The following is a 26,042-nucleotide window of genomic DNA, read 5'->3' as shown; positions in this document are numbered from 1 at the left end:
ACTCATCCAGCGCACGGTCTGTTTCCTACATCATCGTTCCTCCCTTGCCGTATCCATCTTCTTCATAAGCAGTTCGTGACTCTCATGAATTTCATCCGGTGTACAAGCTGATTTCAGTTCATAGACCTTGACCCTTGCCCGGCGGATCATGGGGAGGTATGCATCATAGAAATGCATATCTTGACTGTGCACATACGGGCACCAGTGATCCGAAAGGCCGAGTGTCTCATGAATATGAACGCCTACGATATCATCCATCAGCCCTTGCATCTCACCCACGCTGTCGTAGAGCCCCAGACGATCCATCATGATGGCATGCCCGGTATCATACCAGATGCCGACTGTAGCCCCTTGCAGAGCCTCAATAATGGTCTTGGCTTCAGCCAGCGTAGGAATCTGCTGGGGTCTTGAGCGGGTTTCGATGCCGAATTGGACATGGAGACCTTGGGCTGCTGCCTGATTGCAGACTTCATCCAGGCTGCGAATAATCTGTTGGACGTAACCGGTGCTCAGTGCCTGCCGCCGTTCAACGAATTCCTCCCATTTGCTGCGATACTTAGGTGAATCCTTCCCCTCGTCGTGATACAGCTGAGCAAGCTCCTTGCTGACACTCTCCGGGATAGGTACCTCTCCCGGGTGTACAACAACAGCCTCTGCACCGTAACGATGGGCATATTCTGCGGAACCGACAAGCAGTTTAATGGCCTTTTGACGCTTCGTTTCGTCCTGGAATCCGAGCAGTACCGAGTCTGTACCGTAATCCGGGTCCGCCACATGAGGAAATGTGTTATGCACACTGGAAACACCAATCTCCCCGCGCTCAATCATAGGCTCAATAGATGTCAGCATTTCCTTCGTCACGTTGTAGTTAAGTTCAACACGGCGGAAGCCAAGCTGGCGAATTTCCTCGATCATGGCCTCGCCTACCTGATGACGCTTAATGTTCCAGCATGTGGAGAACGAATACTCACCCTTGTCATTTTGCTGCATACAAGCTCACTCTTCCTTTCTGTTGCAACCTTTCCCACATATGATGGATATGGCTTCAATCAACCTTTTACAGCTCCAAGCATGGCACCACTAACGAAATATTTCTGCAGCCAAGGATAGACCAGCAGGATGGGAACGGTAGCAAATATAACGGTGGCAGCCTTCAGACTTTCCGGCGTAAGCGGTGCGCGGTTTGCACCCTCCATCTGTGTCAGTTCACTCACCATGTTGTTCTGTACCATTTGGAACAGCTTAAGCTGCAGCGGATACAGCTGTGGATCGTTAATGTACATCAGGGAATCCTGGAATCCGTTCCAGCGTCCCACCGCATAGAAGAGAGACAAGGTGGCCATCACTGGCAGCGAGAGCGGAAGAATGATTTTCAACAACGTATGAAGATGTGAGCTTCCATCGATCTCAGCCGACTCCTCCAGACTTTCCGGGATGCCATTGAAGAAGGAGATCAGGATAATCAGGTTAAACGGACTGACCAAGCCCGGCAGTATCAAGGCCCAGACCGAATTCAGCAAATGCAGATCACGAATCAGCAAGTATTCCGGAATGATCCCGCCACTGAAGAACATCGTAATGATGATCACATACATGAAGAGCTTGCGGCCCTTCAGTTTCTTCTTGGTCAACGGGTACGCTGCAGCAATAGTAAACACCATGCATAATACCGTAGTCGCAATCGTCAGAAGCGCAGTGTAACCAAGTGAATAGAGCATGGAATGGTCAGAGAACACCTTGACGTATGCATCCCAATTAAACTCCTTCGGAAACAGCCTCACTTCTCCCGATGTTATCGCTCGGTTGGAGCTAAACGATATGGCAATCGTGTGCAGAAAAGGAGCCAAACAGAACACGACAAACAGGGTTACAAAGGAGATATTAACGATATCAAAAATCCGATTTGAGGTGCGGTCACTCATATGCGCACAACTCCTCTACTGATGGTCTAGAGAATAACAGGCTCGCAATACGTTCTTTTCCTCTACAAAATCCCTTCACCAGTTACCTTTTTCGAAATGTAGTTGGAGCCCAGCACGAAAATAAGACCCACGACGGCCTGGAACAGTCCGACTACCGTTGCCAGTGTATACTGCCCGGATTCCAAACCCATCCGGTATACGAAGGTGCTTAGAACATCTGAATATTCACGCACCGCTGTGTTCCCGATAATGTAAGGACGATCGAATCCAATCGTGACCATGTGCCCCAGATTCAGAATAAGCAAGGTTACGATGGTCGGCTTGATGCTCGGCAATGTAATATGCCAGATCTTTTTGAGACGTGTTGCTCCATCAATCTCAGCCGCTTCAAACAACTCCTTGTTCACACCCGTCAGCGCAGCCAGATACAGGATGGTTCCCCACCCGGCACTTTGCCAGACACCGGTAAAAAGGTAGGTTACAAGCCACGGATTCTTTTCCGTCAGAAATGGGATGGGGTTCAGCCCCATACTCTCGAGCACACCGTTTACCATACCTGATTGGTTGCCAAACAGCTGGTATACGATCCCTCCGATAATCACCCATGAAATGAAGTGAGGGATATACAGAATGGTCTGCGACAGCTTTTTGAACCATTTAAACCGAATTTCATAGAGCATGATTGCCAGGATAATTGGAGCAGGAAAAGATACAATCAGATCCAGAAAATTGAGCATAAAGGTATTTCGCAGCGTGGTGTAGAAGTCCCGCATCCCAAATACCTCGCGGAAGGCATCAAAGCCAATCCACTCGCTGCCGCCAATACCCTGGAACAGGTTAAAATCCTTAAATGCAATCTGTACGCCGTACATCGGTCCGTAACGGAAAATCACGAAGTAAATAAGGGGCAGGGAAATCAACGCGTACAATTGCCAATACCTCTTCAAGTAGGGGGTCATATCTGTCTCCTCCAATCCGTGAAGATAAACTGTGCCGCCTCAAGTGACGGTGACGGCACAGGTCACTTCAAAGTTTATCTGCTCTCTCCAGTCAGCTCTGTACCACTTGCGAGGATCATTTTCTTATTTGGCAGCAAGCTCCTGAACAGCTTGTTCAAGTTCTTTCTTCAGTGCTTCACCGCCGAGTGACATGTAATCATTCATTTCCCGTTCGTATACTGCTTCGAATTCCTCCGGTTTCGCCATTGCTGTTTTGACGATAATGACATTGAGCTTATCTTTGAGTGCTGTACCATATTTCATTTCCGCTTCAATCGGTTTGTCGAAGATAATCGGTCCTACAGTGTCCGTATTGGCAATATCAATGGACTGCTTCAACATCTCCTGATTGTTCTGCGGGAATCCCAAGACCCAAGCTTTTTCATTCATGGCCTGGTCACCCACATTTTTGCCGTTCGAAATGATGGCCATATCCCCTGCATTGAAAAGACGATCCTTGGCTTCCTGCGAGGCATCCTCTTTGACAACAGGAAGTCCATCAACCAGTTCATAGTTCTCACCTTCAACCCCATTGAGGATATCCAGCAGGTTATTGTCTGAAGCCATCCAGTCCAAATATTTAATGGCTTCCACAGCGCGTTTACTGCTTTTAGGAATCATGATGTACATGCCGTTGGAGCCGTAACGAGACTTAATATGTTTGTTGTCTACATTCGCATTGGTATAAGCATCAACTGGAACCAGGTTGCTTCCCTCTACATTTTTGCGCAGATTGTCCAGCGTTCCATCTGCATAGAAGATGGCATCCACATCTTCAGACCAGTAGCCGATGTTACCGTTCTGCACGTCCTTGGCCAGTTGAGTTTTATCTTCATCCAGACTGAAGTCTTTGCTGATTAAGCCCTCGTTGTACAGCTTGTTCATGAACTTCATGGCATCCTTGAAACCCTCATGCAGCGGCAGCTCAAAACGCTGAGCGTAAGTCAGGTCACCACTAACCGGCTTGATAAAGGAGTAGATTAATGTTTCAAATTGAGCTGGAGCCAGCGCCATTCCCATTGGAATGTTTTTGCTGCCAAGCTGGCCAGGGTCCTTCTCTTTAAATGCCTTCAAAGTGGTATACAGTTCATCGGTGGTTGTAGGCAATGGCAATCCCAGTTTGTCCAGCCAGTCCTTACGAATGTACGAGCTGTATCGTCCTGTAATCGCACGTTTACCCGGTATAGCGAACTGCTGGCCTTCCAGCTGTCCAAACTTTAATGTATCCTCGCCCAGGAACTTCTTCAGGTTCGGTCCATACTGATCCAGCAGTTCACCGACATCGGTCAGCCCGCCCTGCTGGGCATAGCGGTAGAACACACTTGAGTCATATACAAAAACAATATCGGGAACATCGGTATTGCTGGCCATGAGAACATTCAGCTTCGTCACTTCTTCCGAGCGTTGAATCGGTACGAACTGCACATCGATATTATTCGGGTCACCGAATTTTTCCTGCACCAGCTTTGATAAGTAGTTATTCGTAATGGTGTAAGGTGAAGGACTGTTACCACGATCAAACACTTCCACTTTCAAGGTGACACGCTCGCCATTACCTGACGCATTGCCATCTGCTCCGCCTTGTTCTGATGCGGATGAACAGCCGGCCAGCAAGGAAACTCCCATTACCATCGTAAGCGCAAGTCCTACCCATTTCTTTAGACTCCCTTTGGTTGCTTTTCCTGTCATTTGTGTCATCTCCTTTGCCCTTGTGTGAATGGTTAAATCCTGCCCAGAGTATTCCACATCATTCCTGACATTGGCAACAAACCCGTTTCGTAAACGCTTACATAAGGAGAATGGTTTATGCCAGCGACGATTTTCGTACACTGACCATTTTCATTGGTTCCTTGACCCATGTATTCCATTCATGCTGCACAGTGTTATTACCGCCCAACCGACCTGCTTTCAAAACACGATAAACCATTTTCATACACTGCCTATATTCGCATGAACACAATAAACCGGAATCATGTGAGTTTGTCACACGATGAACTGTCCCTCTAACAGCTGAATCGTTATGCTACAACAGCAATAGGGCGAATTCGTGCATGATGCTCTCCTGACGGAGAGCGCCTGCACGAAATCCGCCCTGTACATGTCCTGATGTAGTCAGCCGCTCGACTCTTTCTCTTTATAATTGTTCGCGGGATGCTCACGCTTCGAACGGCGATAATCACCTGGTGTAATCCCTGTTACCCGTTTGAACACACGTCCAAGGGTAATTCCGTTGGCATACCCCACTTTCAGAGCAATGTCCTGCAACGAAAGATCGGTGTGGACCAGAAGTCGTTCAACCTCCTTCATCCGCAGCTCGGTCAGGAAATCCACAAACTTCATGTTAAACTCTGTTTTGAATAAATAACTTGCATGCTTGCCCGAAACCTGGAATCGATCACTCAGATGCTTCAGCGAAAGATCAGGATTCGCAAACTGTTCTTCGATGTATGTTTTCATCTCATTGACCAGTGCTCTGTAACTCTTGGTTTCGGTCACCGATACATAGGTTCGGAACAGTTCAGTCAGATCATCAAACAGCATGGATTTAACATCCTCAAGCGTCTTCGCTTCCTTCATCGATTTTAACCACTGATTCAAGTTCTCTTCGGATAATTTCTCCTGCAGCTCCTCTGACATCATGGCCACTTCGCGGCGAAGCATCTGCAGCATGGCCTCGAGAAGAGAGAGAATATCTTCATCAGGCAGCATGTTGTGCTCGAAGGCAGTAAAAATCTCCTCAAGCAGGTCACGCCACTGGCCGCTCGACATTCGGAATCGCTTCACAAAATCGGCAATCATCTGCAAGTAGGTGTAGGTTTCAAGCAGCTGCTGAGAGGTTTCACCAGCCCCGGCCAAAACCACATCTCCATTCATCAGGAGCTTGCGCTGCATTACGGCTTCTGCTGCTGTATATGAGTCACGGATTGCTCCTACCCCTCTGGCAATCGGCCCGATTCCGAAGCTAAGCGAAATACGCAGATTCTGTTCCACCCAAGACCTGAACTCTTCTGCAACTGCACAGATTCGGTCAGTCATATCTTCACTGGGTTCCAGGGACTGAAACAGGATCGCAATCCGGTCCGCACTCACCCACTCCATCCAGCATTGCATTCCCGTGTTACGAGTGAGCTCCTGCAAGACGTTCATCAGAGCGAATTTTAGCGTGTTCTGCTCACCTCGCGTATATCGTTCCTGGAACCCCTGCTCATATCGATTGATTTCTCCCAGTACAACCGTGAAGTGTGATGACTGATCCGTGTCCGTTAACGGTGATAGCTCCTTTAATCGTTCAGTGGCACGATCCAGATTGTCACCCTGCAATAGATCGTTAAATAGCTTGCTCCGCTGCAGCAGCGCATTTTCCCTGCTTTTCTCGTCATAATCCATCATGTGATTAATCAGATTTTCCAGCACGCCGTCAATCAGCTTCATTTCATCCACACTTGACCCTGATTGCTCCGATGCTCTGATTTGATGGGCCTCAATTCGGTTCATGATTATCTGAATAGGCTTATAATTGCGGCGAGTGATATAGACAATATAAATGATGGCACAGACAACAGTCAGGGCTGCAATAAACACCCATACATAAGAAATGACCGATACCCAGCCAAAGAGATTGCCTGCCTTAATACCACTATCGAGCGTCCAACCAAGCCTTTCGAGGTGAAGTGTATTTAATGGTTGTCCCCCATGAGCGCCTTCACTGTCTGAGTGGGCATTATATACAACCTGACCCTTCTGATCCGTAACCGTCATGAAGGAAAGCTGTCCATTCACCATGCTGTCGATGCTCTGCTCAATACTGCTCATCTTGATATTAATGACCAGTACACCATCGGTACCAAAGGGTAAAGGCATGTCCTTATTAACCGTGAGCACCCGGATTGGGGTACGCTGAACCGACTCCACATCATATACGCGGACAGGCTGCCACCCGGGACCAAGGGAACCAGACATAATCTGTTCAATCCAGTATTGATCTGCAAAACCTTCTATTTCTCTTGCTCCGCTTGAAGTTAAAGCGCTATCATTCTTTTTATCATATAAATAAATCGATTGAATCCATGAGGAGGAATTCGTCAGTTCACGCAAACTCTGCGCGATGGTATAGACGGTTTCCTTGCTTGCCTGACCTGGATTGTTGAAGTAGAGCTTATACGCCTGCTCACTCTGTACGGCCTCCGTCACCGACAGTTCAATATCACGAATAGTACGATCAAGATTATCTACCAGATAACTGGCGGATATACGGTCTGCTTTTCTCGTTTCTTCTCGGGAGATATCGTTAATGAACACAAAAGCAATAAAAATGAGTATGGTCACGGTAAGAAAAAAAATAGGGAAATACGAAAAGAGTAACCGATAATACCAAGTACGGGACAATAGACCCCACTCCTCACTCCACTGAGCTAATGTACATCAGCTGTGGTTCTCCTATTTATCACATTTTCATTCATTCTTGCTCTGATTGTGGCGTTTTCGGGTAACTCCAAATAAGTCCGATAGATGCAATTTGATGTTATTATAGCACAAGCTTCAGAGCAGCCAAGCAGGGAATTATAGCATTAAGCAGTTCAGATATAATTTAGAAAAACAAAAAAACCGTGCTGAGCAGCTAGCTACTCAAACACGGAACAGCAAATCTCCATGAACACATTAAATTCCCGAATCTCTAAACAATGTCGCCATGGAGCCTCCATCCACAATAATGCGAACGGCTCTTGCCAGCATTGGCGCAACAGGCAGGACTTTGAAGCACTCCGGATGGTCATCAGGCAGCGCAATGGAATCGGTGACAACCACTTCGGCTATGGATGGATGATTAAGCTTGGTTAGCGCATTACCCGAGAATAGACCGTGTGTCGCACACACATACACATTTTTGGCCCCGCGTTCCTTCAACCCTTCCACCACATTCAAAATGGTCGTCCCTGTATCAATGAGATCCTCAATGATAATTGGCGTGCGTCCTTCTACATCTCCAATCACATGTGTAATGATGGATTCATTGTGGCTCGGCCGCTTTTTGATCATAATGGCAAAAGGTGAATCCAACCGATTGGCCAGCTTCTCCGCCATGGATGCCCGTCCTGCATCCGGGGATACGACCACCGGATTCTCAATGCCTTTGCTGAGCAGGTACTCGCTTATCAGATCAAGCGATGTCATATGATCGACAGGAATGTTGAAGAAGCCCTGGATCGCTGCTGCATGCAAATCAATCGTCACCACCCGGTTTGCACCGGCTGTCGTCAGAACATCTGCCACCATTTTAGCCGAGATCGGCTCACGTGGTGCAGACTTACGCTCCTGACGGGCATATCCGTAATAGGGAACGATAATGTTCACTGTGCGGGCAGAAGCCCGTTTGGCCGCATCAATCATCACGAGCAGTTCGACAAACAGCTCATTAATCGGATGAGACAGTGACTGGACCAGAAACACATCACAGTTACGGATGGTTTCTTCGTAATGAACGTATATTTCTCCGCTCTTGAACCGGGACAGCTTAATTTTGCCCAACTGTACACCCAGCTTGTCACATACCTGTTCTGCCAGCTTGGGGTTCGATGAACCGGAAAAAATACGTAACGAATGTTGCATAATGCCCCTCCCGAGGGTTAGATTCCCTATATAATCCCTTATTGAACAAGGTTATTTCCTAACCTCATTATACCCCACTGCCTTATACATTTAAAGGAACGAAAGAGCGGCGGCGGCCTTCAAAAACAGCTACCTCCGTACAACCCAGTTCCTTCAGAAGCTGCTCGGCTTCAGGCAAGTGTTCACCCAGTTTAAGTGGGTCGTGGGCATCAGAACCAAGGGTGAGCGGGATACCCAGCTTAATGGCTTCTGTTAACATCCGGCGACTAGGGAACATCTCGGCACAAGGCTTCGACAATCCCGACGCATTAAGCTCCATAGCACAGCCACTCCTCGCAATGGCTTGCAGAGCTGCATTCTCCAGTGCAATACGCTCTTCCGTCTGCTCCGGTGAGGGATTGAAGCCAAAACGTTTAATAACGTCAGTGTGCCCCATAATATCGTACATGCCTGTAGCAGCAGCTTTACTTACAGCATCATAATACTGACGGTATACCTCTAAAATATCTTTTCCTTCCCAGTGATGGGTCTGGCGGAAGTCGGTGATATCCCATTCCCCAAGGAAATGAACCGAACCAATGATGTAATCCCAAGGATAACGTTCAATGATTGACCGGATTTCGGACTCCCATCCTTCGATGTAATCCCCTTCAAGGCCAACACGCACCTCGATCTGTCCGCGGTAACGCTCTTTCAGTGAGAAGCATTCTTCCACATAGCGAGGCAGCTCCTCCATGGGCATGGCCATTTCGGGATAATAATTCGCTGGATCTACATGCAGCAAAGGCATGTGATCAGACAGTCCAATCTGGGACAGTCCAATCTCCACGCCTCGCTGTACATAAGCCTCAAGCTTGCCGACAGCATGACCGCAGCGCTCATGGTGAGTGTGATAGTCAATACGCATTAGAGCCCCCCTAATCGCGGCGTGGCCGTTCATGACGGCGGCTCAGCTCAGCCATAATGTCGTCCAGCGGCAGTTTGCGCTCTTGCAGTAGAACGAGCAGGTGATACATCAGGTCACTGACCTCAAGTCGAAGCTCGTCATTATCTTTATTTTTGGCGGCGATGATCGTTTCGGACGCTTCTTCGCCGATTTTTTTCAATATTTTATCAACGCCCTTATCAAACAGATACGTGGTATATGCACCTTCTGGACGTTCCACTTCACGTTGAGCAATGACGGATTCAAGCTCAGCAAGTACCTCAAAGCGACCTTCGGTTCTTGATTCCGAGGCGTCTACGTTTGTTTCATTTCCGGATTGTTCTGTCGATTTCTGAGGCAGTCCTACAATTTCATTATGGAAACAGGTCACTTCACCGGTATGGCAAGCAGGACCGTTTGGTTTAACCTCTACCAGCAGCGTATCCCCATCACAATCGTACTTCAGTGAGGTAATCGTCTGTACGTTCCCGGACGTAGCGCCTTTATGCCACAGCTCTTGGCGTGAACGGGACCAGAACCAGGTTTCTCCTGATTCCAGTGACAATTTCAATGATTCCCGGTTCATATATGCCATCATTAACACTTGGCGTGTCTCAGCATCCTGCACGATTGCAGGAACCAGACCATCACTCCAGCGGATATGCTCTACAACCTGCTCCAGGGATAAGCGCTCCCTGATCTCGTTACTTACATTACTCACGGATCTCCACCCCTTGTTCTCTCAAATGTTGTTTTAACGCCGGTACAGCGATCTCTTTATAATGAAATATCGTTGCAGCAAGTCCTGCATCTGCTTTGCCTGCAGTAAACACGTCATAGAAATGAGATTCCTTACCCGCACCGCCTGAAGCAATGACAGGAATTCGTACTGATTCGGATACAGCAGCAGTCAGCTTCAGGTCGAATCCATCTTTGGTTCCATCCGCATCCATGCTGGTTAGCAGAATTTCGCCGGCTCCCAGTTCCTCAGCTTGTTTTACCCATTCGAGCGCCTTGATTCCTGAAGGTTTCCGTCCTCCATGAGTGTAGACCTCCCACTCTCCCCAGGCTTCATTGTACTTGGCGTCTACGGCCACTACAATACATTGGGAACCGAAGCGGCGAGCACCGTCGGCAATCAGCTGGGGATTCAGTACAGCAGCTGTATTGACTGCGATTTTGTCTGCACCCGCACGCAGAATGCGCTTCATGTCTTCAACTTTGGAGATGCCACCACCAACAGTAAAGGGGATGGCGATTTCGCCAGCGGTCTGCCGTACCACTTCTTCCATCGTTTCACGACCTTCTACAGAAGCTGAAATATCGAGAAATACCAGTTCGTCTGCACCTTCACGGTCATACAGTGCCGCCAGCTCAACCGGATCACCCGCATCGCGGAGATTCACGAAGTTAACGCCTTTGACAACCCGGCCATCCTTAACGTCCAGACAGGGAATAATTCTTTTTGCCAGCATACTCCTCTTCCTCTCTATCCAGTTCCTTTACTTGTTGACTGCACGCACCGCTTCGGACAGATCGATACTGCCGGTATACAGCGCCTTACCAACGATTGCTCCTCCGATTCCATCATCCGCATGACGGCTCAGGCGAAGCAGATCATCCATCACACTGACACCTCCGGAAGCGATAACATTACGTCCGCTCGCCTTGGCGAGAGATACAATGGCTTCCACATTTGGCCCCTGCATCATTCCATCACGGGATATGTCGGTGAAGATAAACGTCTCGGCACCAAATGCCGCCAGTTCCTTCGCCAGTACTTCAGCTTGCACCTCAGATGTTTCCAGCCAGCCGCGAGTAGCCACATAACCGTTTCGGGCATCGATACCGATCGCCACTTTATCTCCATAACGTCCTAACACTTCTTCGGTAAATGCACGGTCTTCAATAGCTGCTGTTCCGATGATGAGCCGGCTCACACCAAGACCCAGCAAACGTTCTACATCAGCTACGGTACGCAGCCCGCCGCCTACCTGAACAGGCACGTTCACTGCAGATGCAATGCGACCAATAAGTTCGTCATTTACGGGGTGACCCGCTTTTGCACCATCCAGATCGACCAGATGAACGTATGTACCACCTTGCTTCTCCCAGGAGAGGGCAACCTGTACAGGGTCATCATTATATACCGTCTCTTGATTGTAGTCCCCCTGCACCAGTCTTACACATTTGCCGTCCCGGATATCAATTGCCGGATATATGATAAAAGATGACATACAAGGCCTCCTGATTTGTTCTTTATTTGTTTATCCATCTATATGAGTATGACTGCTTATCAAAAGTAGGATAGGGGCTGCCTATCCTGCATAGCTTCAACCTAACAGTTCTCCTGCCGGAAAATCAGATTTACCCCTGATTCGGCTTGCCTGTCAACTTCAGGAAGTTTCCGAGCAGCTTCATGCCCAGTTCACCGCTCTTCTCCGGGTGAAACTGCATGCCGAAGTTGTTTCCTCTTCCCACAATGGCTGTCACCGGGTGTCCGTAATCCGTTACTGCCAGCAGATCACTTTCTACTTCGGTACGTGCATGATAGGAATGAACAAAATAAACATGTCCGGCCTCAAGCCCTTCAAAGAGAGGATTTTCCGGATGAAGGAACTCCAGGCGATTCCAGCCCATATGGGGTACCTTCAGCTCTCCTGCTGCAAAACGCACCACTTTCCCTGGCAGGATGTCCAATCCGGTGTGCTCCCCATGCTCCTCACTGGAGCTGAATAGCAGCTGCATGCCCAGACAGATCCCAAGCAGCGGTTTGGTTCCAGCTGCCGCTTCTTTTACAACAGCGTCCAATCCACTCTCCCGCAGGTGCTCCATGGCATCGCCAAATGCACCAACGCCAGGAAGGATGACCCCGTCTGCCTGTAAAATCGTTTCCCTGTCACCTGTCACCAGCGCTTCATAGCCAAGACGTTCGACCGCTTTGCCGACGCTGTGCAGGTTCCCCATACCGTAATCGACAATTGCAATCGCCATCGTCTACAGCACTCCCTTCGTGGAAGGCACGCCCGTTACACGTGGATCGATCATCGTTGCTTCATCCAGTGCACGTCCCAATGCCTTAAAGATCGCTTCAATCATGTGATGTGTGTTCTGTCCGTAGTGAACAATGACGTGCAGCGTAATCCGTGCCTCCAGCGCCAGTTTCCACAGAAATTCATGCACCAGCTCCGTCGAGAAGCTGCCTACTTGCTGGGATGGATACTCCGCACGATACTCGAAGTGAGGTCGGTTGCTGACATCAATGACAACTTGAGCAAGTGCCTCATCCATCGGTACAAATACACTCGCATAACGCTTGATGCCCCGTTTGTCTCCGAGCGCCTCGCGAAGGGTCTGCCCCAGGCAGATTCCGATATCCTCAACGGTGTGGTGATCATCAATATCAATGTCGCCACGCGCCTGTACATTCAGATCGAATTGTCCGTGCTTCGTGAACAGATCGAGCATATGGTTCAGGAAAGGAACGTCTGTTTCAATCGTCGATTGCCCTGTACCATCTACGGCAAATGCCAATTGAATATTGGTTTCATTCGTCTTGCGGTCAACCTCTGCCTGGCGCACAGCACCTGTAGTTTCAAGCTCTACTCCGTTATTTAGCTTATCCATTGTCCGATTCCGCCTTTCCTTCCTGTTCTAACCGTACAGCGATTGCACGGGCGTGCCCTTCAAGCCCTTCATGGCGGGCCAGTTCTATGATAGCCGCTCCGTTTTGAAGCAGCGCTTCCTTGCTGTAGTATATCAAGCTTGATTTCTTAATAAAGTCATCCACATCTACCGGAGAACTGAACCGTGCGGTTCCGTTTGTCGGAATGATATGATTCGGTCCGGCAAAATAATCTCCTACCGGCTCCGAGCTGTACGGGCCGAGGAAAATCGCGCCGGCATTTTCGATCCGGCCGGCATAAGCCATCGGCTCCTGCACCAGAATCTCCAGATGCTCTGGTGCAAGCCGGTTCACCACGTCGATTCCTTCATCCATGGAATCGACCACAATAATCGCGCCATACTGCTCCACCGAAGCAGCGGCGATCGCCTTCCGCGGCAGCGCCTCAAGCTGGCGCTGCACTTCGTCCTGCACGGCTTCCGCCAGCACGGCCGAGGTCGTGACGAGAATGGCCGATGCCATCTCGTCATGTTCCGCCTGCGACAGCAGGTCTGCGGCGACATACACCGGGTTCGCCGTTTCATCGGCGAGCACCACAATCTCACTCGGCCCGGCGATGCTGTCGATATCGACCGCGCCGTAGACCTCACGCTTCGCGAGCGCCACGTAGATATTACCCGGTCCACAGATCTTATCGACCGGGGCAATGCTCTCCGTGCCGTAAGCCAAGGCGGCGATGGCCTGCGCGCCGCCAACCCGGTACATCTCGTTCACGCCTGCTTCCGCAGCAGCTACGAGAATGTACGGGTCAATGCCCTCGCCGCCGTTGGTTGCCGGCGGCGTCACCATAACAATCTCCGGCACGCCGGCAACCTGTGCCGGAATGACATTCATCAGCACCGACGAAGGATACGCTGCTTTGCCGCCAGGCACATACACTCCGACCCGCTTCAGCGGCCGGATGACCTGGCCCAGCAGACTGCCGTCCGGCTGCCAGTCCATCCACGAGTTACGTTTCTGTTTCACGTGAAACGCTCGAATGTTGGCGGCGGCTTGCCGAATCGCCGTCACGAAGGATGGCTCTACAGCCGCGTAGGCTGCCTGAAGTTCTTCCTGCGGCACGCGCAGTCCGGCAGCAGTCAGCTTCGTGCGGTCCAGCTCCTCCGTATAGCGCAGCAGGGCCGCATCTCCTTCCCGGCGGATATCACTGACAATGCGCCGGACTGTTTCATTTTGCTCAGGTGTACCGTAATCCACTTCCCGCTTCAGATCAAATTCCCGTGCAGGTACAATTTTCATGCGTTCTACCTCCCTGGCCCTGTATTTCCTGTCAGCCATAAGTGTTCATCCATTCCTCTATTCTATCTTGCCGATCATTTATCCCTGAAGGCTTCCTGCCGAAATTTCATTAGGCGTTGGAATGACCTGCTGCAATGCATCGCACAATGCCTGAATCCGTCCATTTTTCATCCGATAACTCACCCGGTTTGCGATAAGGCGGCTCGTGATATCCAGAATGCCTGTCATCTCAACCAATCCATTCTCACGCAGTGTCTGTCCCGTCTCCACCAGATCCACAATCCGGTCAGCTAGCCCGATCAGAGGTGCAAGTTCAATGGAGCCGTTCAACTTGATCACTTCCACCTGCTGGCCCTGTTCGCGGAAATATTGAGAGGCAATTCTCGGATATTTCGTTGCCACACGCTGCTGGATACCCGGTGTCCAATCCGGCAGACCGATCACCGACATCCGGCACTGTGCGATCCCTAGATTGAGCAGCTCGTAGACATCACGATTTTCCTCCAGCAGTACGTCCTTACCGACAATTCCGATATCCGCTACACCGTATTCAACATACGTTGGCACATCTACAGGCTTCGCCATGATGAACTCCATTCCTGCTTCGGGTACTTCAATGACCAATTTGCGTGTATCGTCCACATCAACAGGAATATCGAGGCCCGCTTCACGGAAGAGCTTGGAAGCTTTTTTATAGATCCGGCCCTTGGGCATGGCTACCTTCAAAATATCCGACATCTCAGCGTCCTCCTTGTTCAGCTTGATAGGTGATAACCTGATCGTAGACGTCCCTTGATGAACGCACTGAGCTACCACCGGATGATGCCACCACTTCTGCTGCTGGTTCTGTTACTTCATGATCCGTTAAAAGGCTGGTCACCACGTTTTGTCCGCTGCTCCGTAAACGGGCCGCTTCCGCCAGTGCTTCAGCTCGGCGCGCCTTGTCGTACTGGATAAGCACAGGTTTGTTCTCTTCCATTGCAATGCCGTGCACACCATCGATGATCCGGTTCGTTTTCAGCGCAAATCCCGTTGCCGGAAGCGAGCGGCCAAACTGCTGCAGCAGATTGTCATACCGTCCCCCGCTGCACACCGGTGATCCCAGTTCTGCCGCATACCCTTCGAAGGTCATTCCAGTATAGTAGGAGAAGTCTCCGATCATTGTCAGGTCAATCAGCACATGCTCTGAGACACCGTAGGCTTCCAGTACTTCAAACACAGCACACAAATGAGCAATGGATTGCGCTGCTTCAGCACTGGAGCTAAGCTCTGCTGCATGTGCACATACTTCTTTCCCGCCACGCAATCGCAGAATGGCTTCCAATTGTTCTTTCGGTTTGGCTTCCAGATTAAGCTCCTCGATCGACTGACGATATCCAACATAGTCGCGTCCGAGCAACCCTTCTTTGAGTGCGGCCTGTTGTGCCGTCTGTCCTGGAATGACTTCCTCCAGCAAACCGTTTAGAAATCCCATATGTCCCATCGCTATTTTAAAAGAAGACACACCCGCTGCCTGCAGCGAGGCAATCGCAAGTGCAACCACTTCGGCATCTGCCTCTGGTGAGTCATCCCCAACCAGCTCTACACCTGTCTGAAAGAATTCAGCCTCACGTCCGGCTTCTTCTTCAATGGAACGAAACACATTCGCATGATAGGACAGACGCAGCGGGAGCGATTCATCTTTTAATAGAGAAGATACTACTCGTGCAATGGGTGCTGTCAGATCCGATCTCAGTACAAGTGTAGTTCCCCGGCTATTCAGCAGTTTGAACAACTTCCGATCCGAAGTCGAACTCGCCACTCCTACCGTATCGTAATATTCAATCGTTGGCGTTATAATCTGGCGATAACCCCAGCGTTCCATGCATTCCAATACGTTCCGTTCAATCGTTCTCAGCTTGTTTACCACAAGTGGTGTATAGTCACGAAAACCTGTCGGTTTTTCGAAGCCTTTTGGTTTGGACATTGGTATCATTCACCCCGAGTCAGTAGTTTGGTTTATGGGCTTTAGCTTTATCTTAAATAGGATTTATGTATCGTAAATCCCGATTCCATCTTCTATTACCCTTTATTAAGGGACCTTGTTCAGATGCTGCCGGGCAGCCTTCTTGATGCATTCTCGATCTGTTCTTGATTGATGATAGGTTCTTACTATTCCATAATACTTTCATATGGTAAAGTGCTAACAAACTAAAGGATATGGGATATGATAACATGAATGACTCCTCATCGTCAACAAAGCAGTTCTCTAGCTTACCCGCTCTGCCTTATCATTTATATCTGTTCAAACAAGTCCTCTCAGCAACATCTGTATACGAAAAAAGCTGCCATCAGCAGCTCTTTCTCATCAGAAGCAAGCACAATTGTCGTGTGCCTCTGTATATCATGTAATTTAGGGCGACTCCACAGGGTGTCCACTGCTATACCTTTTGATACCCAACCCTAATGGACACGCTCATCCATTTTCACGTGAAGCTCCAATTCACTGGTATCGACCTTGCGCGATAGTTCACGAAGTGGATTCCCACCGACAAAAGCTCCTGGGGCTACATCCTTATGAACAACCGCTCCTGCTGCGACCACTGCTCCATCCCCGATGGTTACCCCTGGAAGGATTGTCGTGTTGGCACCGATCAGCACATTTTCACCGATAATGACTTCTCCCAATCTGTACTCTTTAATAAGGTACTCATGCGCGAGAATGGTTGTGTTATAACCGATAACTGAGTTTTCGCCAACTGTGATCTTCTCGGGAAAGAACACATCCACCATAACCATCAGTCCAAATGCCGTATGTTTGCCCACCTTCATACCGAGCATGTGGCGATAGATCCAGTTCTTCACCGGAAGAATAGGACAATACCGTGACAACTGAATCCATATAAAGTTGCGAACACCCTTCCACGGACTTACCGTCTTGTAGATATGCCAGAGTGCATTGTGGCCCTCTACCGGATAGCGGGTGACTTTCCTCATGAACGTCCCGTTTCAATACGGGTCAGCGCAAGCAAGTCCTTCATGTCATGTAGTATATAATCCGGGCCATATTCACTCAGTACTGCCTCTCCCTTGAGAGACCAGGCAACACCTGCTGCAAGTGCACCCGCATTTTGGGCGGATTGGATATCGACCGGGCTATCCCCAACCATCAGCGTTGTAGCCGGATCTGCACCTAACTCCTCTATTGCTTTAAGTACAGGTTCAGCATGAGGTTTCGGATGGGTTACATCGGTCACCGTTACAATGGATTTCATATATTTCATCAGGTCAAAACGTTCCAGCACTTTAAGCGTAGATGGGCGAATCTTGGTCGTCACTACTCCCATCACAATGCCCGCTTGATGCAGAGCCTCAACAACCTCATTCACATGCGGAAAAGGTTTTACCATCGCTTCATGATGGATATCGTTATATGCGCGGTACCCTTTAACATACTCGGCCACCTCATCCTGTCCGGAGAAGGTACGCATCTGCTGCTCCAGTGTGCCTCCCATGTGCGGGATAATCTGTTCACGCGTCCACGGAGCAGAATGCTCCCATCCTTCCATGACGTGCAGGAATGAGCTGATAATCAGCTCATTTGTATCAATAATCGTTCCGTCGAGATCAAATAGTACCGTTTCAATCATGCTGCATTACTCCTTTTTATCCTCAGCTTGCTTCGTCTCCTCTTTAGCGGGACTTGGGCTTGCTTTACTCTCTTTGCTGGCAACCGGACCTGCTTGCGGCATATCATCCGTTGGTTCAGATGAAACCTTGTAAGATACAATTGGATCACTATAACGTGCATCCGCTTTTCCTGTTACTCTTCGCACAACAATAAATATGATAGCTGCAATAATGATGCCGATGGCGAGCAATTGCGAGATTCTTACGTTACCGTAGGCTGGATCCAGATAACCCTGTTCGAAGCCCAGTGCAGTCATTGGAGACCATAGACCGTTGACGAGCGAAGCAAGCCATTGTGGCGCCTGGAAGCCCAGACTGTCTGTACGCAGAGCTTCAATGAAGAATCGACCGATGGAGTACCAGATAAAGTAGGACATGAACAACTCACCAGCACGCAGAAACTTCTGCCGGCGAAGAACTAACAACAGCACCAAGCCAACAAGGCTCCATAACGACTCATACAAAAATGCAGGGTGGTGGAATACACCTTCCACATTCATCTGATTGACGATAAAGTCTGGCAAATGCAGCTTGTCCCGTAAAAAGGACTCTTCCACAGGTCCGCCGTAGGCTTCCTGGTTTACAAAGTTCCCCCAGCGTCCAATCATTTGACCAACAATGAGTCCAGGTGCGCAAATGTCAGCCATACGCCAAAAATTGTACCCTTTACGCCGGAAGAAAATGACAGCACAAATGATTGCGCCAATCAGCGCACCATATATGGCGATACCACCATTCCATATCTTGAAGACATCCCAGAAATTATCCTTATAATCATCCCATCGAAAAGCTACGTAGTATATACGTGCTCCGATAATGGCAGAAGGTACACCCAGCAGGACCATATCCATAAATACTTCCTGCGGTATGTTGTAACGCTTGCCCTCCCGGATCACCAGCAGCAGACCTACGAGTGCTGCCGTACCGAGAATAAGGCCATACCAGTGAACCTTTAACGCTCCTATGGAGAACGCAATGGGGTTCAACAGTAATAATGTATCCATTCATTCACACTCCTATAAATTCACTCATCTGTATGCATGACCAAATGGGACCTGCTCCAAATTCCGTAAGAAGTAGAGCAGGCCAGTCCTGGTCTTTATTTAAATACATATAACTCATGTTCCTACATTTCTAAAAAATATTTCTACGATCCTAGTCCATGTCTTCCATGTCTTCCGAAATCGTTGCTGTCAGCTTGTTCGTAAATTGCAGTGCAGCGTTAAGTCCCATTTGCTTGAGACGATAGTTCATCGCCGCTACTTCAATAATGACAGCCAAGTTTCGTCCCGGACGAACTGGAATGGTTACCAGCGGTACATCCGTATCGATGATTCGAGTTGTTTCCTCATCCAGACCGAGGCGATCGTATTGCTTGTCCTGCTGCCAAGCCTCAAGACGCACTACCAGGGTAATCCGTTTATTGTTACGAACAGCTCCTGCACCAAACAATGTCATTACGTTGATAATCCCGACTCCGCGAATCTCAAGCAGGTGACGGATAAGCTCTGGTGCGGTTCCGTGCAGCTGGAAGTCTGATGTTTGACGGATTTCAACGGCATCATCGGCAATCAGGCGGTGTCCACGCTTCACCAATTCAAGTGCCGTTTCACTCTTACCAATACCACTGCTGCCAGTAATCAGCATACCAACTCCGTTCACATCACATAGTACGCCATGAATGGTTGCTGTTGGCGCAAGTTTACGCTCCAGGAATCCGGTAATACGGCTGGACAGAATCGTTGTTGCCATGTTGCTGCGAAGCACGGCCAGATTCTGCTCCTCACTGATTTCAATAAGTTCCTGTGGCACTTCCAGTCCGCGAGTCACCAAGATACACGGTGTTTCCTCCGTGCATAAGCGCTGCATCCGGTCACGACGTTCTGCTTCAGGTAACATTGCAAAAAAGGCCAGCTCTGTTCTCCCAAGCAGCTGTACCCGTTCTTGTGGATGGTATTCAAAATAACCGGCCATTTCGAGGCCAGGACGGTTCAAGTCATCTACCGTAATTACTCTCTTCAAACCTTGAGATCCGGAAACGACCTCAAGCTGGAACTGCTGTACCAATTCAGATACCTTCACTTTTTTCGCCATTTGTCTCTTCCTTTCAGCATTCGCTGCCTCTCTATGTACATCAGCATTTTTTGCGTCTTTTCCATTCCATTATTAGCGCATTCATTTTGCTTGTTTCATGTTACAGACTTTACAAAACAAAACCAGCCTTCAAATAATCTTAAATGAATTCAGTGTTGAATGCAATCGCGGACCACAGCCGCCCATTAATCAAAAAAGCCCCTTCCAGCAACAACGGAAGGGGCTCTGAATACAATGTATGATTGCGTTAACTGATGTTCCATCGGATCCGAGGAATCCCAGTATGATTAGTCTTGAAGGAGAACGTTCACTTCAGTCTCTTTGTCAAAGATATGAACCTTGTTCATGTCAATTGCCATTTTAACTGTGGAACCATCACGAGTATTGGAACGTCCATCTACACGTGCGATAGTCGTATCATTACCCACACCGCTCAAGTAGAGGAGCATTTCGTGACCCAGGTTCTCTGTTACGTCTACGTGTGTAGAGAATACAGAATTCGGGGATGCTTCCAGGAATACTGGCTCTTCGTGGATGTCTTCTGGACGAACACCCAGAATAACTTCCTTGCCAATGTATCCTCTTGATTTCAGCACTTGTGCTTTACCTTGCGGGATTTCAACGTCCACGCCTGGAGCTACGAAGTGCAGGTTAGCACCTTGCTCAGCAAGTTTACCCGAGATAAAGTTCATTGTCGGGGAACCAATGAAGCCTGCTACGAACAAGTTAGCTGGGTGGTTGTACAGCTCTTCAGGAGAAGCTGCTTGTTGAATGATACCATCTTTCATAACGACGATCCGATCACCCATGGTCATGGCTTCGATCTGGTCATGCGTTACGTAGATAACTGTTGTTTCCAAACGTTTAGCAAGCTTTGTGATTTCCGCACGCATCTGACCACGAAGTTTCGCATCCAAGTTGGAAAGAGGCTCATCCATCAAGAAGACTTGTGGATCACGGACAATCGCACGTCCCAGAGCGACACGCTGACGTTGACCACCGGACAATGCCTTAGGTTTACGCTCAAGCAAATGCTCGATATCCAGGATTTTAGCTGCTTCACGAACACGTTTGTCGATCTCGTCTTTTTTCACTTTACGCAGTTTCAAACCAAACGCCATGTTTTGATATACGCTCATATGCGGATACAAGGCATAGGATTGGAATACCATCGCGATATCGCGGTCTTTAGGAGCAACATCATTAACGACACGGTCACCGATATAGAGTTTACCTTCAGAAATTTCCTCAAGGCCTGCGATCATACGCAGTGTTGTTGATTTACCACAACCGGACGGTCCAACGAGTACCAAGAATTCTTTATCTTTGATGTCCAGGTTAATATCAACTACTGTTGCTTTATCAGAACCCGGGTATTTTTTGAAAATATGCTCTAAACGTACACCAGCCATGATTGTTGCCTCCTCAGAGATCATTTTGTAATCGAATACATTTTGTAGTTTTATATTAACCCATCCATGTGATGTTTGACTATTCGCAAACTGCACAAAAATATCAGAGCTTTTTCGTCACTTTGTACATAAGGAGCAAAAGCCGCACCAGAACAGCACTTTCAAAGCTTCTTACATCGTAACCAATCTCCTGTTTGATCTTGTCCAGACGGTATACGAGTGTATTGCGGTGGATGAAAAGGCGCTTTGCTGTCTCGCTGACATTGCAGTCCAGACTAAAATAGGTCTCCAGTGTTGCAAGTGTCTCACTATCCTCAAATATCGTCGTATCCTTACCTGTCTCCTTGATAAAACGAAGACGCTGCTGTTCAGGAATACTCGCCACCAATCGCTCAAGATGCAGTTCCCATGGTAAGTGAATATGCTGAGCTACGTGAAATGCTCTTCCCAAATGAATACTCTCTTCAAGCAGACCTGTAATTGTCGATAACTCCTGTACTGGAATACACGGCATGGACGCAGATAAATGAAACACACCGGCCCATTCACTCGCCACCAACTCATATAGCCCCAAACAAAAAGCATTTAGTAAATCCTTTTTTGCTTCGAGAGTATCCTCTTCCGCCTCACCTGTTACAATCTGCTCGTCGCTCAAAAAGAGCCAGTCCTGCTCTCCCAGAGGAATCAGCATAATGTCCTCACCAAAATAACTCCCCAGCAACTTGTTCAATTCCTTTGAACGAATACGATGGGCGTCTGGTGTCTCACATTGCAATAGAAACGGGATCTTTTCAGAATGCAGCTCATCTCGAAATGAAAAGTGCTCCGGAATGGACTCCTGCTCCGCCGGGTGCTCTATTTTCTGCCGAAGCCATTTCCCCAATTCAGCAAGTTCCTGTTCCCGATTATTCTCATAAATTACTGGCAGCTCCTCAGCTATTCTGTCTGAACTGTTAGTAATCAGCAATTCAATTAAGCGCCGTGTTTCCGTGGTTATGGAGCTAGCAGAACAACCCCAACATACTAAAGTTCTTTCATTTTTATTAGACTTAACTTTGAAGTAGATACGTTCCTCTGTATTTAAACTCTTTACACTCGCTATCGCGTCAGAAGCAAACTCCTGTTTAGTTTGTCCTTCCTCGGGGCTTTCCATCTCAAGCAAACCGCTTTGTTTCTGTTCCCCACCAACTAACTGCATTGCAGATTGATTCCATTCTTCTACGGTAATCTCGTATTCGTCCAAGCTCGTGCCGATAATGGATTCAATCTGTTGTTTAAGACCAAGTATGAGCTTCATATAATGAACGCCACCACTTTGCTTTTTTTTATTATTTTATCATATCTTACAATACATCGCCTTCGATGCCTTGGATCTGTAATCAGTTGTTTAATTTTCATATATACAAAAAGAGCGATTAATCAATTTAATGATTAATCGCTCTTTCTAACAAGATGAGTCATGAAGGGCTCGAACCTTCGACACCCTGATTAAAAGTCAGGTGCTCTACCAACTGAGCTAATGACTCATAAAAACTGGTGGAGGATGATGGATTCGAACCACCGAACCCGTACGGGAGCAGATTTACAGTCTGATGCGTTTGGCCACTTCGCTAATCCTCCAGGATTAAAAGGTGGCTCGGGACGGAATCGAACCGCCGACACGAGGATTTTCAGTCCTCTGCTCTACCGACTGAGCTACCGAGCCTTATTCAATTTTATAAATTAATGGCGGAACCGACGGGATTCGAACCCGCGATCTCCTGCGTGACAGGCAGGCATGTTAGGCCAACTACACCACGGTTCCAGGCATTAATGGTGCCGGCGAGAGGACTTGAACCCCCAACCTACTGATTACAAGTCAGTTGCTCTACCAGTTGAGCTACACCGGCGTATATGGTGGAGGCTGAGGGGCTCGAACCCCCGACCCTCTGCTTGTAAGGCAGATGCTCTCCCAGCTGAGCTAAGCCTCCTGGGTAATATGGTAGCGGCGGAGGGGATCGAACCCCCGACCTCACGGGTATGAACCGTACGCTCTAGCCAGCTGAGCTACACCGCCATATTAATAATCACTGATTGCTTGTCCATCTTAGGATAAAGATGGCGGAGAGAGAGGGATTCGAACCCTCGCACCGCTTACGCAGTCTAACCCCTTAGCAGAGGGTCCCCTTATAGCCACTTGGGTATCTCTCCAAACAGTCAATCAAACAATATAACAAGGATTGCTCCCTGAAAACTAGATCCGAAACGAAACTTGCGACTAGAACCTGCAATTTGGATAAGCCCTCGACCGATTAGTACTGGTCAGCTCCATGCATTACTGCACTTCCACCCCCAGCCTATCTACCTCGTCGTCTTCAAGGGGTCTTACATACTGGGAAATCTCATCTTGAGGGGGGCTTCACGCTTAGATGCTTTCAGCGCTTATCCCGTCCGTACATAGCTACCCAGCGGTGCTCCTGGCGGAACAACTGGTACACCAGCGGTACGTCCATCCCGGTCCTCTCGTACTAAGGACAGCTCCTCTCAAATTTCCTACGCCCACGACAGATAGGGACCGAACTGTCTCACGACGTTCTGAACCCAGCTCGCGTACCGCTTTAATGGGCGAACAGCCCAACCCTTGGGACCTACTTCAGCCCCAGGATGCGATGAGCCGACATCGAGGTGCCAAACCTCCCCGTCGATGTGGACTCTTGGGGGAGATAAGCCTGTTATCCCCAGGGTAGCTTTTATCCGTTGAGCGATGGCCCTTCCATGCGGTACCACCGGATCACTAAGCCCGACTTTCGTCCCTGCTCGACTTGTAGGTCTCGCAGTCAAGCTCCCTTATGCCTTTGCACTCTTCGAATGATTTCCAACCATTCTGAGGGAACCTTTGGGCGCCTCCGTTACTCTTTAGGAGGCGACCGCCCCAGTCAAACTGCCCACCTGACACTGTCCCCGTACCCGCTAAGGGCACCAGGTTAGAACCTAGATACGATCAGGGTGGTATCCCAACGGTGCCTCCACACAAGCTGGCGCTCATGCTTCAAAGGCTCCCACCTATCCTGTACAGATCGTACCCAAATTCAATATCAAGCTGCAGTAAAGCTCCATGGGGTCTTTCCGTCTTGTCGCGGGTAACCTGCATCTTCACAGGTATTAAAATTTCACCGGATCTCTCGTTGAGACAGCGCCCAAGTCGTTACGCCATTCGTGCGGGTCAGAATTTACCTGACAAGGAATTTCGCTACCTTAGGACCGTTATAGTTACGGCCGCCGTTTACTGGGGCTTCGGTTCACAGCTTCGGATTGCTCCTAACCGCTCCCCTTAACCTTCCAGCACCGGGCAGGCGTCAGCCCGTATACTTCGCCTTACGGCTTCGCACAGACCTGTGTTTTTGCTAAACAGTCGCTTGGGCCTTTTCACTGCGGCCCCCTCGTGCTATTCACACTACCGGGGCACCCCTTCTCCCGAAGTTACGGGGTCATTTTGCCGAGTTCCTTAACGAGAGTTCTTCCGCGCGCCTTAGAATTCTCTTCTCGCCTACCTGTGTCGGTTTGCGGTACGGGCACCTTCATCTGGCTAGAGGCTTTTCTTGGCAGTGTGAGATCATGACCTTCGCTACTGTAATTTTCACTCCCCATCACAGCTCAGCCTTAGATGTGCGGATTTGCCTACACATCAGCCTCACTGCTTGGACAGACATCCATCAGTCTGCGTCACTACCCTACTGCGTCCCCCCATCGCTCGTAACGATTTACGGTGGTACAGGAATTTCGACCTGTTGTCCTTCGACTACGCCTTTCGGCCTCGCCTTAGGTCCCGACTTACCCTGAGCGGACGAGCCTTCCTCAGGAACCCTTAGGCTTTCGGCGGATCAGATTCTCACTGATCTTTTCGTTACTCATACCGGCATTCTCACTTGTATAATGTCCAGCGCTCCTTACGGTACACCTTCAACCCTTATACAACGCTCCCCTACCCCTGATGCAAAGCATCAAGCCATAGCTTCGGTGGTGTGTTTAGCCCCGTTACATTTTCGGCGCAGAGTCACTCGACCAGTGAGCTATTACGCACTCTTTCAATGGTGGCTGCTTCTAAGCCAACATCCTGGTTGTCTGTGCAACTCCACATCCTTTCCCACTTAACACACACTTGGGGACCTTAGCTGATGGTCTGGGCTGTTTCCCTTTTGACAATGGATCTTAGCACTCACTGTCTGACTCCCGGAAGTAAGTCTATGGCATTCGGAGTTTGACTGAGCTTGGTAACCCTTGCGGGCCCCGCACCCAATCAGTGCTCTACCTCCACGACTCTGTTTTCCGAGGCTAGCCCTAAAGCTATTTCGGGGAGAACCAGCTATCTCCGAGTTCGATTGGAATTTCTCCGCTACCCCCACCTCATCCCCGCACTTTTCAACGTGCGTGGGTTCGGGCCTCCAGTGCGTGTTACCGCACCTTCACCCTGGACAGGGGTAGATCACCCGGTTTCGGGTCTACGTCCACGTA

The 26,042-nt window shown here is 49.1% G+C and carries 21 protein-coding genes, 8 tRNA genes and 1 rRNA gene (1 of these 30 running past the window's edge); all 30 read right to left on the bottom strand.

Annotated features, from left to right (window positions below; all coding sequences use genetic code 11):
• Positions 1-30: 30 nt before the first annotated feature.
• Positions 31-990 (bottom strand): sugar phosphate isomerase/epimerase family protein, encoded by a 960-nt coding sequence (locus tag F4V51_RS00815; protein WP_153976489.1) that lies wholly within the window; start codon positions 988-990, stop codon positions 31-33.
• A 59-nt stretch (positions 991-1,049) separates the two neighbouring features.
• Entirely contained in the window at positions 1,050-1,922 is an 873-nt protein-coding gene (locus F4V51_RS00810; RefSeq protein ID WP_127540612.1) for a carbohydrate ABC transporter permease, read from the bottom strand.
• 62 nt (positions 1,923-1,984) lie between these two features.
• Positions 1,985-2,881: an ABC transporter permease gene (locus F4V51_RS00805; RefSeq protein WP_095292991.1), complete on the bottom strand. Its 897-nt coding sequence runs from the start codon at positions 2,879-2,881 to the stop codon at positions 1,985-1,987.
• A 123-nt stretch (positions 2,882-3,004) separates the two neighbouring features.
• The gene (locus tag F4V51_RS00800) at positions 3,005-4,609 is read right to left on the bottom strand and encodes an extracellular solute-binding protein (protein WP_153976488.1); all 1,605 of its coding nucleotides are present in this window, start codon (positions 4,607-4,609) and stop codon (positions 3,005-3,007) included.
• A 423-nt stretch (positions 4,610-5,032) separates the two neighbouring features.
• Positions 5,033-7,306: a helix-turn-helix domain-containing protein gene (locus F4V51_RS00795; RefSeq protein ID WP_153976487.1), complete on the bottom strand. Its 2,274-nt coding sequence runs from the start codon at positions 7,304-7,306 to the stop codon at positions 5,033-5,035.
• A 273-nt stretch (positions 7,307-7,579) separates the two neighbouring features.
• Positions 7,580-8,527 carry a ribose-phosphate diphosphokinase gene (locus F4V51_RS00790; RefSeq protein WP_153976486.1) on the bottom strand — a complete coding sequence of 316 codons (948 nt, stop codon included), beginning with the start codon at positions 8,525-8,527 and terminating at the stop codon, positions 7,580-7,582.
• A gap of 82 nt (positions 8,528-8,609) precedes the next feature.
• The gene (hisJ, locus tag F4V51_RS00785; RefSeq protein ID WP_153976485.1) at positions 8,610-9,434 is read right to left on the bottom strand and encodes a histidinol-phosphatase HisJ; all 825 of its coding nucleotides are present in this window, start codon (positions 9,432-9,434) and stop codon (positions 8,610-8,612) included.
• A gap of 10 nt (positions 9,435-9,444) precedes the next feature.
• Complete coding sequence (gene hisIE / locus F4V51_RS00780) at positions 9,445-10,173, bottom strand: bifunctional phosphoribosyl-AMP cyclohydrolase/phosphoribosyl-ATP diphosphatase HisIE (protein WP_153976484.1); 729 nt, start codon at positions 10,171-10,173, stop codon at positions 9,445-9,447.
• Complete coding sequence (hisF, locus tag F4V51_RS00775; protein WP_095362053.1) at positions 10,166-10,927, bottom strand: imidazole glycerol phosphate synthase subunit HisF; 762 nt, start codon at positions 10,925-10,927, stop codon at positions 10,166-10,168. Before hisF ends, hisIE begins: the two co-directional genes overlap by 8 nt.
• A gap of 27 nt (positions 10,928-10,954) precedes the next feature.
• On the bottom strand, positions 10,955-11,689 hold the full coding sequence (hisA, locus tag F4V51_RS00770) for a 1-(5-phosphoribosyl)-5-[(5-phosphoribosylamino)methylideneamino]imidazole-4-carboxamide isomerase (protein WP_095292978.1): 735 nt from the start codon (positions 11,687-11,689) through the stop codon (positions 10,955-10,957).
• 130 nt (positions 11,690-11,819) lie between these two features.
• Positions 11,820-12,446: an imidazole glycerol phosphate synthase subunit HisH gene (gene hisH / locus F4V51_RS00765; protein WP_153976483.1), complete on the bottom strand. Its 627-nt coding sequence runs from the start codon at positions 12,444-12,446 to the stop codon at positions 11,820-11,822.
• 3 nt (positions 12,447-12,449) lie between these two features.
• Entirely contained in the window at positions 12,450-13,079 is a 630-nt protein-coding gene (gene hisB, locus F4V51_RS00760) for an imidazoleglycerol-phosphate dehydratase HisB (RefSeq protein ID WP_153976482.1), read from the bottom strand.
• Positions 13,072-14,376: a histidinol dehydrogenase gene (gene hisD, locus F4V51_RS00755; RefSeq protein ID WP_153976481.1), complete on the bottom strand. Its 1,305-nt coding sequence runs from the start codon at positions 14,374-14,376 to the stop codon at positions 13,072-13,074. The genes hisB and hisD overlap by 8 nt, the downstream gene beginning before the upstream one ends.
• 78 nt (positions 14,377-14,454) lie before the next feature.
• Positions 14,455-15,114, bottom strand: coding sequence for an ATP phosphoribosyltransferase (hisG, locus tag F4V51_RS00750; protein WP_153976480.1), 660 nt, complete (start codon positions 15,112-15,114; stop codon positions 14,455-14,457).
• 1 nt (position 15,115) lies between these two features.
• On the bottom strand, positions 15,116-16,342 hold the full coding sequence (locus F4V51_RS00745; RefSeq protein ID WP_153976479.1) for an ATP phosphoribosyltransferase regulatory subunit: 1,227 nt from the start codon (positions 16,340-16,342) through the stop codon (positions 15,116-15,118).
• Between the two features lie 476 nt (positions 16,343-16,818).
• Positions 16,819-17,352, bottom strand: a complete 534-nt coding sequence (locus tag F4V51_RS00740; RefSeq protein ID WP_153976478.1) for an acyltransferase — start codon at positions 17,350-17,352, stop codon at positions 16,819-16,821.
• Entirely contained in the window at positions 17,349-18,005 is a 657-nt protein-coding gene (gene ppaX, locus F4V51_RS00735) for a pyrophosphatase PpaX (protein ID WP_153976477.1), read from the bottom strand. The genes F4V51_RS00740 and ppaX overlap by 4 nt, the downstream gene beginning before the upstream one ends.
• A 6-nt stretch (positions 18,006-18,011) precedes the next feature.
• Positions 18,012-19,049 carry a prolipoprotein diacylglyceryl transferase gene (gene lgt / locus F4V51_RS00730; protein WP_153976476.1) on the bottom strand — a complete coding sequence of 346 codons (1,038 nt, stop codon included), beginning with the start codon at positions 19,047-19,049 and terminating at the stop codon, positions 18,012-18,014.
• Positions 19,050-19,200: 151 nt separating this feature from the next.
• On the bottom strand, positions 19,201-20,139 hold the full coding sequence (hprK, locus tag F4V51_RS00725; protein ID WP_095292959.1) for an HPr(Ser) kinase/phosphatase: 939 nt from the start codon (positions 20,137-20,139) through the stop codon (positions 19,201-19,203).
• A 287-nt stretch (positions 20,140-20,426) separates the two neighbouring features.
• Positions 20,427-21,551, bottom strand: coding sequence for an ABC transporter ATP-binding protein (locus tag F4V51_RS00720; protein ID WP_095292957.1), 1,125 nt, complete (start codon positions 21,549-21,551; stop codon positions 20,427-20,429).
• Between the two features lie 103 nt (positions 21,552-21,654).
• Complete coding sequence (locus F4V51_RS00715; RefSeq protein ID WP_153976475.1) at positions 21,655-22,848, bottom strand: PucR family transcriptional regulator; 1,194 nt, start codon at positions 22,846-22,848, stop codon at positions 21,655-21,657.
• A gap of 156 nt (positions 22,849-23,004) precedes the next feature.
• Positions 23,005-23,077, bottom strand: a tRNA-Lys gene (locus F4V51_RS00710).
• 8 nt (positions 23,078-23,085) lie between these two features.
• Positions 23,086-23,171 (bottom strand) — tRNA-Tyr (locus F4V51_RS00705).
• A 12-nt stretch (positions 23,172-23,183) separates the two neighbouring features.
• Positions 23,184-23,256 (bottom strand) — tRNA-Phe (locus F4V51_RS00700).
• Positions 23,257-23,277: 21 nt separating this feature from the next.
• Positions 23,278-23,355, bottom strand: a tRNA-Asp gene (locus F4V51_RS00695).
• A 9-nt stretch (positions 23,356-23,364) separates the two neighbouring features.
• Positions 23,365-23,440, bottom strand: a tRNA-Thr gene (locus F4V51_RS00690).
• A gap of 5 nt (positions 23,441-23,445) precedes the next feature.
• A tRNA-Val gene (locus F4V51_RS00685) sits at positions 23,446-23,521 on the bottom strand.
• A 9-nt stretch (positions 23,522-23,530) separates the two neighbouring features.
• Positions 23,531-23,607, bottom strand: a tRNA-Met gene (locus F4V51_RS00680).
• 42 nt (positions 23,608-23,649) lie between these two features.
• Positions 23,650-23,741 (bottom strand) — tRNA-Ser (locus F4V51_RS00675).
• Between the two features lie 81 nt (positions 23,742-23,822).
• Positions 23,823-26,042 (bottom strand): 23S ribosomal RNA (locus F4V51_RS00670); it runs 705 nt beyond the window's last position.

This window comes from Paenibacillus xylanilyticus, from assembly GCF_009664365.1.
GTDB lineage: Bacteria > Bacillota > Bacilli > Paenibacillales > Paenibacillaceae > Paenibacillus > Paenibacillus xylanilyticus_A.
The sequence above is the reverse complement of the archived record's forward strand: the minus strand, read 5'-3'. Positions and strand labels throughout refer to the sequence as shown.